Raw genomic sequence first — 12,403 nt, forward strand, 5'->3', positions numbered from 1 at the left:
TTAAGAAGCTAAAACCAACACTAGTGGCAGCGGGGTGACTTGCACAACAACATCAGTAGGGGTGTCCGGCGTTACCGATTACAAGCCGTTCCAAAACCGACAGCTTTTTTCACTTTGGTCCTTAGGTCCCACACACCCCGACACTATCGGACCATGTTCGGAATAAGTCGTGCTAGTCCACCAACGGACCAACCCATTACAATGCTGATTGGAACGATGCTCGAATCGTCGGAACCTCTATTTCTTTTTCGTGCCCAAGGCTCCCGTAACCGCATCTCGCTGAGCATCAGTCAGGACGCGGCGCGTGTGCGCTCGATCCGCCGTAGCTTCGGCCAGAGCGCGGTAGACGGGTGGGATGTCTGTTGCATCGGTTGTTGCCGCGAGGGCGTCGATCGCCTGAAGGTGTTCTGCCACAGTTCCGGCATCGCCGCGAACCACGGGGCCAGTCAGGAGCTTCTCACCTGAGCGCAAGGCTCCATCGATTGAGGCATGAACAAGGGGCGCTAGGTAAGCGCCGGGATCCTCTATGCCGAGCGTTTCGAGCATCCGCATCGCTTGGTTCACGAGGGTTACGGCATGATTGGCACCATGGCAGATTGCGGCGTGGTAGAGCCCGCGATCCTCTTCCTCGATGGGAACCGCGCGGCCTCCGATTTCTTCAACCAGCGCTTGGCCGATGGGGAGAAACATTGGGGAAGCCGTAATCCCGAACGGGCAATCAATGAGCCGCTTGAGATCCAGAGACGTGCCCGTGAACGTCATAGCTGGGTGGGCCGCCAACGGTATCGCGCCCGCCTCGGCGGCGGGGTCAAGCACGCCGGTGCCGTATCGGCCCGCCACGTGCACCGCCAGATGCCCGCGCTTCCACAAATCAAGCTTTGCCATTCCCGCAACGAGAGGGCCCAGCTCATCGTCCGGAACCGCCAGCAGGATCATCTCGCTAGCTGCAGCGATCTCTTCGACTTCCATCGCGGGAACGCCGGGAAGCATCGTTTCCAGACGGTCGATACTAGCCTCGGAATGAGCGTAAGCGCCGGTGATTGTGTGGCCCACTGCCCGAAGGGCTGCGGCGATCGTGGCTCCCACCTTGCCAGCGGAAATGACGCCGATCTTCAGCCGGCCCGGACGTGTAGCAGATTGGGACATGAGAATATGCTACGCGCTCGCCGCCGCCGCCCTAAACAAACTCAAGCACCCACGCGTGCGTGCCAAGATTCGATACTCTCCTTTTCCGCAACCTTTCTGCGCTCGGCACCAACCCGGGACTCTTCCCAGAGCAGTGCGCGGGCGTCCGCGAGGCGGAGGTGAGTTTGCTCGGTATCAACTGAGGTGGCCACCATCCTCAGACTCAGGTTCGCCAAGCCGAGGTGGCGTTCAATCGGACCGGCGTTCAGTTCGAGGGACTGATAGTGATCGTGGAGAACCACTCGCATCGAGCGGCGCCACAGCCCGCCCCAGCGCATGACGGCTGCAGTGCGCGTGATCGCCATGGCATTGCGCTTGTGCCCGAACGGATCGAGGAATCGAGATTCGCGGGGTGCGGCAACGAACCTAGCCGAGGCGCCGGAGCCTTCGAGGGATTCCTCCAGGAACTGGTCCGGATCCTCCACGCCCAGATCAGGGATGAACACCCAGAGCATCCGGAGTGCCTCTTCGCGAGTGGCAACCGGAAGGATCGTGGAGCTTTCGCTGCCCTCCTCCGCTTCCGTGGCCGAGCTGGCAACGGTGACCTGCAGAACCCACCAATCGAAGCGGCGCCACCATGCCGGTTGGTAGATCTCTACTGCGTGGACGCGGCCCGGAGGGGTGGTAGTGGCCGTGGTAGAGAACAGTCCGGCCCGCACGCGCACACCATTAGAAGCCAGAAACACGGACGTATCCCATTTATTCGCGAACGCCTTGATGATGCTCCAGATCGATCCAAGCAGCACGAGAATCAAAGGGATGGCGGCCGCCCCGCTTTCAAAAACAACGAGTGCGATGGCTCCAGCCAGAGAAACGATGCCACTCAAGAGGGAGGGAGAAATGAACATCGAGACGAGGAGGCGCTTGGGGGTAAGCCGGTAAATCGGCTGCTCGCTGGCCGGTGCGAGAACGCCCTCAAGCGGTGTTTCCCAGTTTGAGATGCGAACGGGTTCGCCCGAGCGCGCCTGATTCTCCGCGGTCAGGATCGCCTGGCGGAGGCCCTCACATTGATCGCGTGTGAGCAGGCCAAGTTCGAGGCTGTCTCCCCCACCCGCGCTCTCCACCTTGACCGTGCCCATCTTGAGGAGACGAGCGAGGAACTGTTGAGTGACGTCCACGCTTTGGATACGGTCCCAGCGCAGGTGCAGGTGCTTCTTGACGAACACTCCGGACTTAAACTGGATCCCTTCCTGCGTGATGGCGAACTTCTTGAAGCGCCAGGAAATCGCGGCGCCAATCGTTGCCAGGATGCCCAAGCCCGCGAGGATACCGAGGATTCGCCACAGCCACGCGATCCCAAGCTGAACGAGGAAATCGCGGAGATCGTCAAAATCGCCGTCGCTGAGGGACTGCTGGCCGATCGCCACCGCGATCACCACAACGAATGCCCAGAGTCTTAGAGCCGCACCCAACATCGTGGCCTTCGCGAAGCGATGCCACTGGGCATCCTCGCCTTCGGTGAGAGCCGGAGCGATGGGGAGTTCGGGGGCGGCCGCGCTAGCCATAGGCTGCCCCTCCATCACAGGCCCTCCATGTTGGCTTGGCCAAGGGCAGTGAGTTTGATTCGGAGACGCTCCGCCTCAGCCGTGGTCACGGCGGGGATTTCACCGTCTGTCCCAGATGATGCCGTTACAAAATCTACGGAGGCTAGGCCGTAGCGGCCCAAGAGGGGCCCGGAGCTGACGGTCACCTGCTGCATCCGCCCATAGGGGATTACTTCGAGATGGCTAAACATAATGCCGCGCTTGATGACGAGCTCGCCCTCAAGCTCCGCATATCCCATGGCGCGTACGCGGCGAGGAACAAGCGCTATAACCCAGAGAAGAATAATAAGGACGACGACGGCGAAAACCCACGTCCATGGGTGGTCCCGCCAGAGGGTCAGGCTGAGCACCGCGGCTGCAATAAGGAACGGTGCTCCAACCACAAGCGCGCTCATGATCTTGATCTTGGCGAGCCGGAAATCCACGGGAGTAAATGCGATATCCGGCGCAAGAGCTGAGTTCATGACAACTAGACTATAGGACGGGCGGGAGGATTCGTCGTCGGCAAATAAGTGCTGAACAAAAGATCCCTAGTTATGGCTCGGTGATGAAGCCTTCGTCCACCATCCAGTCGAAGGCAACGTCCGCGGGCTCACGCCCGTCTACATCAACCTGGCGATTGAGCTCGATGAGCACTTCGTTGGTCAGCTTCTCCGAGACCTGATTGTAGGCGTCCTCAAGCTCGGGGTACTTCTCAAGCAGCTCGGTGTTAATCACCGGCGAAGCGTTGTAGGCCGGGAAGAAACTCTCATCATCCTCAAGGACGGTGAGGTTCAGCGACTTGATGCGTCCGTCCGTGGTGAAGACCTCGCCAAAGTTGCAATCCCCCTGTTCCGTGGCAGTGTAGACCGCGCCGGCGTCCAAGATCTTCACGTTCCCATCGGGCACATCGATCCCGTAATGCTCGAGCATCGGTTGGAATCCATCCGAACGCGAGTTGAAATCGGACTCTATACAGAACGTGAGCTCCTCAGGCGGTAGGTCGGCAATATCGCTGAGGTTAGAAACATCGCCGAGTTTGTCCTTGGTCTCCGAACTCATCGCGAGCGCGTAAACGTTGTTCAGTGGCGCGGGCGGGAGCCACGTGAGGCCCAAGCTTGCATCCGCATCACGGACGGCCTCCCACTGCTCATCCGGATCGGGAATACCTTCATCGTGGCCCAAATAGCTGAGCCACGCCGTCCCCGTGTACTCGTACGTCATGTCCGCCGTGTGATCCGTCATGAGCTGGCGCAACGCTTGTGGTCCCGGGATGTTTGTTTGGTCCACAACGTCGAAGCCCGCGGCTTGGGCAGTCAGAACCCCGATCTTGCCCAAAATGAGCTGCTCGGTGAAGTTCTTGGTGGTCACTGTCAGCTGCGTGCCCTCCGGCAAGTCAGGAATCGGCTCAACAGAGCCCGGAGCTGACTCCGGAACATAAGTTGAAGAGGGCTCTAGCCCGCACGCGCTCGTGATAGTTAAGAGACCCGCCGCGAGCAGACCCGCGCAGCCCCGAAAGCGTCTGTTGCGCCTGCTGGGTGCCTGGCCGTCATGCTTTTGAGCGTCCTCACCACTTCGGGTCTGCGTCATATCAGTCAAATGAAAGATGGCCATCACAGTCCTTTCGGACGGGCAAACGTTTCGATGACGCGTCCGAGCCAATCGATGAGTAGAGCTAGAAGAGAGCTGAGCAGGGCGCCCGATATGAGGACACTGGGGAGGAACAGACGCATACCCGTCTGGATAAGCACGCCCAATCCACCTGCTCCAATAAAGGCCGCGAGCGCCGCGGTTCCCACAAGAAGTACTAGAGCGGTGCGCACACCGTTGAGAATCACAGGTGAGGCCAGCGGAAGCTCAACCCGCCACAACGTGGCAACGCTGCTCATACCCATGCCACGGGAAGCTTCAATGAGTGATCTATCAACGCCCTCCAGCCCAATGATGGTGTTCCGCAGGATCGGAAGAAGCGTGTAGAGCACAAGGGCAATCACCGCCGCCTTAAAGGTGAAGCCCTGCCAGAATGCGAGGAGAACGATCAGGCCAACGGCGGGCGCGGACTGTCCTGCGTTTGCGAGCACCAAGATGACGCCCGAAGCCTTTTGGAACGGCCGGCGAGTAAGGAGGATGCCCAACGGGACGCCTACAACCAAGACAATCAGCGCGGACACTAACGTTAGCTCAAGATGTTCGAGCGTCGATTCCCACAGAGCCGATGGTGCCAGAGTCACTCGCTCGGTTTCGGAGAGGTTCGCCGTAGCCAACCAGATAAGGTAGCCAACCAAAATCACCGCCACAATGAGCGGCTGAATCCACAGCCCTTTCCCGCCCCGCGAAGATGACTTCTTCTTGGAGGTCTTCGATGAATTTTCCGTGGAGACACTCACTGTTCGTCATCTCCTCCGGAGAGTGCACTAGGCACTTGGGCGTCGGAGTCATTTTCGGAGGCTGCTGCGGCTGATCCGTCCGCTGCGCTGTCATCATCCTCGATCTCCGATGTGGGAGCCTCGCCGATGCTCCCCGGGTCCTCATCGTAATGCTCCGGGTCCTCGCCGTTTCCGCCAACGGGGCCGCCGTCTTCTTCCGGTTCGACTGTTCGTAGGCGCGAGATGGCATCCATGACCACCTCCACCGTAATGACGCCCTTGAAGGTGCGCCGCCGCCCCGTGATGAGCGCGGCACCCGCGTTGGACACCAGCATCGAGTTGAGTGCGTCTGTCAGCGAAGACTCTTCGGAGACTGTTGCGAGGCCGGGATCCTTCGTGCCTGGGATGGTATCCATCCTCTCAACCTTCTGGCGTGAGGGCCAAGATAGAGGGCGGTTCCGTTCATCAACAACCACCACGTGTTTATGGCCGCCAGCCTCCTTCATGCGGCCCAGAACCTCACGGGCGTCCTCTCCAGGACTGCACGTGACTGCTGGCCACAACTCAGCGTCCGTCACTCGGTTGAGCGTCAATTGCTTGAGCCCAGCGCCGCCACCGATAAACCCTTCCACGAAATCATTCGCGGGCGCGGCGAGAAGCCGTTCGGGGGTATCATATTGAACAACGTGGGCGCCCTCGGACATGATCGCGATCCGGTCACCCAGCTTGAGCGCCTCGTCAAAATCGTGAGTGACCAAAACGATCGTCTTGTGCAGGGACGCTTGGATCTCGAGGAGTGAGTCCTGAAGCCCTTGCCGCGTCAGCGGATCGACCGCACCAAAGGGCTCATCCATGAGCAGGACGGGAGGATCGGCAGCGAGGGCACGGGCCACGCCGATGCGTTGCTGCTGACCACCGGAAAGCTCGCGGGGATAGCGATCCTTGTAGGTATCTGAATCCAGCGCGATGAGGTCCATGAGTTCTTCAACCCGCTCATCAATGCGTTCCTTATCCCAATGCAGCATCTTCGGCACTAGGGCGATGTTTGCACCCACCGTCATGTGGGGCAAGAGGCCTCCACCTTGGATGACGTATCCAATCTCGCGGCGCAGCTTATCGGCGTTCATGGCCATGACGTCGCGGTCGCCGATGGTGATACGCCCCGACGTTGGCTCAATCAGCCGGTTGATCATCTTGAGCGTGGTGGTTTTCCCACAGCCAGATGGGCCAACAAACGTGACGAGTTCGCCCGAAGGAATCTCCATCGTAATGTCGTCTACAGCAGGCAAACCTTTACGGGAGTATTGCTTCGTAATGTGCTCAAGCAGGATGGCCCGTCCCGCCTGATCCCCTGAATCCGGGGAGGGCGCGGACGAGGCCCCGACGTGGCCCTCTACGGTTTTGTTTTCTTCAGTGTGAGACACGAATCCCCCTAGAGGTGGTGAGACGGCCAAGCCCAACCAAGACAAGGTCTAGAATTTGAGCAAGGATAACGACGGCGATAACAGCGATAACAACGGAATTCAGTGCATTTGCCCCGCCCAGACGGGAGAGCCCGGTAAAGATCATGCCGCCCAAGCCCGGTCCAAGCGCGTAAGCAGTAATGGCGGCAACACCCATCGACATTTGGGCGGAGACCCGAATACCGGCCAAAATAACCGGCCAAGCGAGCGGGAGTTCCACACGGAAAAACCTACTTGCGCCGTTCATACCCATTCCGCGAGCAGCTTCGATCAAACTGCTATCTACCCCGTTGAGACCCACGATCGTGTTTCGCAGGATCGGGAGAATAGCAAAGAACGTGACAGTGACCACCGATGACGTCACACCGAACCCGAACGGAATCACCAGAATGGCTATAAGGGCAAATGAGGGAATGGTTAGACCGACCGCACTAACACCGTTTGCTAGCTCCGACAGAGCGTGACTTCTGTGGCAAAGAGCTCCGAGGGCAATTGCGATCACCGCCGCGAGCACCGTGCACTGAACCACGAGTGACAGATGCTGCCACGACGCAAACCATATTTGGTCCCACTGATCAGTGAGATATTGCCACATGAATGTCCCATCGTTGATGAATGGACTGGCATGTTGAGGTATCGGTGCACACAGTCCCGGACACTGCCGAACGCAGAACTGGAGCGCCCCGCATTTTGAGCCGACTCGGCAGGAGCCGCTTTACCTAGCTTCTCACAGATGCCTAATCTGCGGGAGGTTATTGATCTACCGTAGGGCACCTGTATGAACTGCGCAACAACATCTGAGCCATTCCCGGGGCCCATCCAAGGCGCAGCCAAGCTTTTCCCATCGAAATACTCGCCCCGAGATTGTGTCAGGAATGTGGATTTTAGAGCGGTAGCACGGGCCGATTCGAACTCTGCGTCAAACCTGTAGTTGGATTTCCCATTCTGCGTCAAAAATACGGTTCTAGATTTAAAGGCGACACCAGCGTTCGGCGATGATCCCGCACACTGCCAAAACGGCGCTCGCGAGCGCAGCCGCACCTGAGGCGAGCATCTGAGAGTGCACGTAGTCGCTGCTTCCAGTAGTCCAGTAAGCCAGTACAACGGCCCCGAAAAGGCCAAGAAGTAACACTCCACCTCGAGAGCTGGACAGAGCCAGCGCGACCACGGGCACACCCGAAACGCTCTCACGCTTGCCCGCCTTAAACCGGCGAACCTGCCAGGCCCACACCATGAGAGCAATGGCGATACCGGCTGGAATGAGGGCGGTAGGCGCGGGGAACGGCGGCGGAGCGTCCCGCCGGATCACCAGCAAGCCAACGAGCACACCAAGAAGCAGACCCGCGGCCAGCCATGCGAGGTGTTCAATCGCCTTCATCTATGTGACCTCCCGGAGTGTCCCGCTCCATCCGATGCCACGTTCAACCCTCGTGGAGCTCAGAGCGGAGGGAGCCGACGATATCCGCGATTCGGTGGCCACCCAACGTGGCCTCAGGCTCGATGGAGAGCCACGGTTCCAAAACAAAGAGGCGATCTGCTGCGCGTGGATGGGGAAGCATTAGGCGCTCGTTGGCCCAAGCGATCCCGTCAAAGTCAACGATATCGATATCGATCAGCCGGGCGCCCCAACGCTCGTGGCGCACCCGCCCGCCCCGTACCTCGATGCGTTGCAGCTGGGCCAGTAGCTCATACGGCGCCAGAGCCGTATCCAGCGTGAGCACGGCGTTCAGGTAATCGGGCTGGGGCTCCTGGCCCGGCGCCAGAAGGGGCGCAGTGGAAAAGTAATCGGAGACGGCATCCACGTGGACGTCCAGCTCCCCGATCGCTTTCACAGCCCTACCCAGCGCCTCGCGGGTATTGCCCAAGTTTGCCCCGAGGCTAAGCACGGCGTGGCGAATCCCTGCTTCTGCATCCGTCACGGGAGAGTGCCGCGTGATCTGCACGCTGGCGTCCTGAAAGGCGGTGCCAACGGGAGCCTCAGGCTTGTGTACCGTCACGGTTGCGGAAAGCGCCCCACGTGCCAGAGCCTTGGCGGCGATGCGATCAGCGAGAGTCTCGATGAGGTTCACAGATTCGCCAGTTACTACCTCCACCGCGTCGGCCGCAAGATCCGCGTAGGAGACCGTGTACCCCACCGAATCGGTGCGGGCGGCCTCAGGAGTTTCTACCTCTGCTGAGATGTCCACGATGAAGGGTTGGCTGTACGTGCGCTCTTCGGGCAGGACGCCGTGGACGCCCTGAGCCTGAACGCCGGTGATGCAGACGCGATCGGTCATTATGCGTCAGATCCTTCAGACCCGCCGCTTGCCTCACGATCGCCGCCGCTTGCCTCACGATTTCCGGGGGTGGCCCTGCCTCTGAAGGCACCTTGGCCCGTGAACGCCCCTGATTCCCGCAAACGCTCGGCTGTCAGAATCGCGGCCTTCGAAGCGGCCACCTCGTGAACCCGAACGCCCCATACCCCGCGCGAGGCAAAGTATCCGGTGAGGGTGGCTGTGGCGTTGTCCCGCGAGCTCGGAACGCTATCGGGGGCAACCTCTTCCAAGAACCGTTTGCGCGAGACGCCGATCAGCACGGGTTGCCCTAGCGCCTCAACGGCCTCGAAGTGTGCGGCAAGATCCCAATTGTGATCCGCATTCTTGGCGAATCCGAAGCCGGGATCCACGATGATGTTGCTGCGATCAATCCCGCTGCCCACGGCCCGGCGTACGGACTCCTCCAGTTCTGCGGCCACCTCACCGGGAACGGATTCGTAGCTGGCCAGAGAATTCATGGTTTCCGGGGTGCCGCGGGTGTGTTGCAGAACGTACATACACCCCAGCCCAGCAACGGTGGAAAACATGGACGGATCCCCGGCGCCTCCCGTCACATCGTTGATGATCACGGCGCCGGCCTCCACGGCAAGCCGCGCCGTAGCGGCGTGATAGGTATCAATGGACACGGCAATGCCCGCCTGTGCCAGTGCCTTCACCACGGCCCCGATCCGGTCCCACTCCTCGCCCGAGCTCAACGCCTGGGCGCCTGGCCGGGTGGATTCGCCACCCACATCAATGATGTCCGCTCCTTGATCCACCAGCCGATATCCACGGGCGATCGCAGAATTAAGATCCATCCATTGCCCGCCATCGGAGAAGGAATCCGGCGTGACATTGAGGATCCCCATGACGAACGTACGATCGGGATGGCGCAGAGCCGTTCGGGTGATCATCTGTTCTCCTAGGAGTTGATGAGGCTCATCGCCTCCGAGCGTGTTGCTTGATTCCTCATAATGCCACGAACGGCGGAGGTAATGGTACGGGAACCTGGCTTGCGCACCCCACGCATGGACATGCACAGATGCTCCGCCTCAATCACCACGATCACGCCAGATACTTCGAGCGATTCCACGAGGGCATCCGCCACCTCGGAGGTGAGCCTTTCTTGGACCTGAGGGCGCCGGGCGTATCCGTCCACGAGCCGAGCAATCTTTGACAGCCCGGTCACCTTCCCATCTTTTCCCGGAATATAGGCCACATGGGCCACCCCATGGAACGGCAGTAGGTGATGCTCACACGTCGAATACATCGGGATATCCTTGACCAGGACCATCTCCTCATGGCCGATATCAAACTTAGCGCTGAGCACCTCCGCCGGATTAGTGTACAGTCCGGAGAACATCTCCTTGTACGCCCGCGCCATCCGCCCGGGTGTATCTCTCAAGCCGTCACGGTCGGGATCCTCACCCACGGCAAACAGCAGATCGCGAATCGCCTTCTCAACCGCGGCCTCATCATAGGTACGCTCGCTTCTCATCGCTGCCCTTCCGATTCGTTGTTGTGATCCCGGAGGCCGCCATGGCCCATACCCTCGGCCTCCGAATACTTCAGGTCCTGCTCGGGAATCGGAACGGGGGGCCGCTGTGCACTCCCGCGCCCGGGATCAGAGAGCCAGAGTTCGCGCTCGGGAGCCTTCCGCACCGGTACGAAGATCTCCGTAAGCTCAGCTTCCTGAATAGTTTCCTTATCCAGAAGCCGCTCCGCCAGAGAATCCAGAACGTCACGGTTCTCCTCTAGAATCCTCCACGCTTCGGCGTGTGCCGTGTCAATCAGATCGCGCACCTGCTCGTCCACTGTTGCCACAAGCGCATCCGAATGGCGCCCCGCACCGCCGCTAGCTGCGCCACCGGGCCCGGACACGCCGCCGTTGCCCCCAAAACCCTCACCCTCCGCAGGCGCGAGCCGTACGGCCCCAACCACGGACGTCATGCCGTACTCGGTCACCATCTTGCGGGCAATTCCCGTGGCCTTCTGGATATCGTTGGAGGCGCCGGTAGATGGGTCACGGAACACGAGTTCCTCAGCAACCCGGCCACCCATGGCGTAGGCCATCTGGTCAAGGAGCTGGTTGCGGGACACGGAGTAACGATCTTCGGTGGGCATCACCATGGTGTAGCCAAGTGCGCTGCCGCGCGGAAGGATCGTCACCTTAGTGACAGGGTCGGTGTGCCGTAATGCAGCGGCAACCAAGGCGTGCCCACCCTCGTGGTAGGCCGTCATCCGCTTGTCCTCGGCGTTCATGGCACGCGATTCGCGCTGCGGCCCGGCTATAACCCGGTCAATCGCCTCGTCAAGCTGCGCCTCGGCGATCTTCCCAGCGCCTTCGCGAGCCGCCAGTAAAGCCGCCTCGTTCAACACATTCGCCAAGTCCGCCCCGGTAAACCCGGGCGTCCGCCGTGCGATCCCAGCCAGATCCACGGTCTGGTCCATCGGCTTCCCCACGGCGTGCACGGCTAGAATCCCCTCCCGTCCGTGCAGATCCGGCGCATCCACCGCGATCTGCCGGTCAAATCGGCCGGGCCGCAGCAACGCGGTATCTAGGACGTCGGGCCGATTGGTGGCGGCGATCAAGATGACGTTCGATCGCTCATCGAATCCGTCTAACTCCACAAGGAGCTGGTTGAGGGTCTGTTCGCGTTCGTCGCTGCCTCCCCCGGTTCCGATACCACGCCCACGGCCCACGGCATCGATCTCATCAACGAAAACGATGGCTGGGGCGTGCGCCTTGGCTTGCTCGAAGAGTTTGCGAACGCGCGAGGCACCTACGCCCACGTACATCTCCACGAATTCTGAGGCGGAGATGGAGTAGAAGGGCACTCCGGCCTCACCTGCCACGGCCCGAGCCAGCAGCGTCTTGCCGGTTCCGGGCGGCCCGTACAGCAGCACACCACGGGGAATCTTCGCGCCCATCGCGTGGAACCGTTCGGGCGCCGTCAAAAACTCGGTGATCTCCGCCAACTCCGCCACAGCTTCGTTCTCCCCGGCAACGTCAGCAAAGGTGACGCCGGGCCGATCCCCCTCGAACTTCGAGCGATCACGTAGCTTCCCGAACCCCCCTGCCCCGGATTGAATCTTCGGGAAGAAATAGAGAAACACCCCGAATATCACAATCATCGGTATCAGCATGGTGAGCATGGATCCCCACACCGAAGTCTGGGGAACCTGCGAATCGTAGCCCAGTTTGGGTTCGGCCTTCTCCACCAGCTCGGCCACCTGTTCGGCCTGAGCCCGCACGTAGGAGAACTCTACGAGATCTCCTGCCTCACTGATTTTGCCGTCCTTATCCATCGTCTCGGTGGGCTCTGTGAGCCATAACCGCACACGCTGGCTGCCCTCTGTCAGTTCAGCTCGCTCAACGGTATCGCCTTCGAGGAGCTCGATGCCTTCCGAAGTTGTCACCGAACTGAAACGCTCAGAGCTCAAGAACGCCCACACGCCCAGCGCGATCGCAACCGCTACGGCACCCACAACGCCCGCGATGATCCACAGCAGCCGTCGCTTCTTCGGGTTCCCGTCCTGCGGTTCCTCAGGGGGCACGGGCATGTCCCGTG

The 12,403-nt window shown here is 60.4% G+C and carries 12 protein-coding genes; all 12 read right to left on the reverse strand.

Annotation, left to right across the window (positions count from 1 at the left end):
* Window positions 1–237: 237 nt before the first annotated feature.
* Window positions 238–1,146 carry a Rossmann-like and DUF2520 domain-containing protein gene (locus tag DD236_RS07665; RefSeq protein WP_109093803.1) on the reverse strand — a complete coding sequence of 303 codons (909 nt, stop codon included), beginning with the start codon at window positions 1,144–1,146 and terminating at the stop codon, window positions 238–240.
* A gap of 41 nt (window positions 1,147–1,187) precedes the next feature.
* Entirely contained in the window at window positions 1,188–2,690 is a 1,503-nt protein-coding gene (locus DD236_RS07670) for a PH domain-containing protein (RefSeq protein WP_207785747.1), read from the reverse strand.
* 14 nt (window positions 2,691–2,704) lie between these two features.
* Window positions 2,705–3,193: a PH domain-containing protein gene (locus DD236_RS07675; RefSeq protein ID WP_109093805.1), complete on the reverse strand. Its 489-nt coding sequence runs from the start codon at window positions 3,191–3,193 to the stop codon at window positions 2,705–2,707.
* A 70-nt stretch (window positions 3,194–3,263) separates the two neighbouring features.
* Window positions 3,264–4,322: a glycine betaine ABC transporter substrate-binding protein gene (locus DD236_RS07680; RefSeq protein ID WP_243410090.1), complete on the reverse strand. Its 1,059-nt coding sequence runs from the start codon at window positions 4,320–4,322 to the stop codon at window positions 3,264–3,266.
* The gene (locus DD236_RS07685) at window positions 4,322–5,095 is read right to left on the reverse strand and encodes an ABC transporter permease (protein WP_109093806.1); all 774 of its coding nucleotides are present in this window, start codon (window positions 5,093–5,095) and stop codon (window positions 4,322–4,324) included. Before DD236_RS07685 ends, DD236_RS07680 begins: the two co-directional genes overlap by 1 nt.
* Complete coding sequence (locus DD236_RS07690) at window positions 5,092–6,498, reverse strand: ABC transporter ATP-binding protein (protein ID WP_109093807.1); 1,407 nt, start codon at window positions 6,496–6,498, stop codon at window positions 5,092–5,094. Before DD236_RS07690 ends, DD236_RS07685 begins: the two co-directional genes overlap by 4 nt.
* On the reverse strand, window positions 6,485–7,132 hold the full coding sequence (locus tag DD236_RS07695) for an ABC transporter permease (protein WP_109093808.1): 648 nt from the start codon (window positions 7,130–7,132) through the stop codon (window positions 6,485–6,487). Before DD236_RS07695 ends, DD236_RS07690 begins: the two co-directional genes overlap by 14 nt.
* Before the next feature lie 375 nt (window positions 7,133–7,507).
* Entirely contained in the window at window positions 7,508–7,915 is a 408-nt protein-coding gene (locus tag DD236_RS07700) for a DUF3180 family protein (protein ID WP_109093809.1), read from the reverse strand.
* A gap of 43 nt (window positions 7,916–7,958) precedes the next feature.
* Window positions 7,959–8,813 (reverse strand): 2-amino-4-hydroxy-6-hydroxymethyldihydropteridine diphosphokinase, encoded by an 855-nt coding sequence (gene folK / locus DD236_RS07705; RefSeq protein WP_109093810.1) that lies wholly within the window; start codon window positions 8,811–8,813, stop codon window positions 7,959–7,961.
* Window positions 8,813–9,745: a dihydropteroate synthase gene (folP, locus tag DD236_RS07710; protein WP_243410098.1), complete on the reverse strand. Its 933-nt coding sequence runs from the start codon at window positions 9,743–9,745 to the stop codon at window positions 8,813–8,815. The genes folK and folP overlap by 1 nt, the downstream gene beginning before the upstream one ends.
* Before the next feature lie 8 nt (window positions 9,746–9,753).
* Complete coding sequence (gene folE / locus DD236_RS07715; RefSeq protein ID WP_109093811.1) at window positions 9,754–10,329, reverse strand: GTP cyclohydrolase I FolE; 576 nt, start codon at window positions 10,327–10,329, stop codon at window positions 9,754–9,756.
* Entirely contained in the window at window positions 10,326–12,395 is a 2,070-nt protein-coding gene (gene ftsH / locus DD236_RS07720) for an ATP-dependent zinc metalloprotease FtsH (protein WP_109094083.1), read from the reverse strand. Before ftsH ends, folE begins: the two co-directional genes overlap by 4 nt.
* Between the last annotated feature and the right edge of the window lie 8 nt (window positions 12,396–12,403).

The organism is Ancrocorticia populi (genome assembly GCF_003123745.1).
GTDB lineage: Bacteria > Actinomycetota > Actinomycetes > Actinomycetales > Actinomycetaceae > Ancrocorticia > Ancrocorticia populi.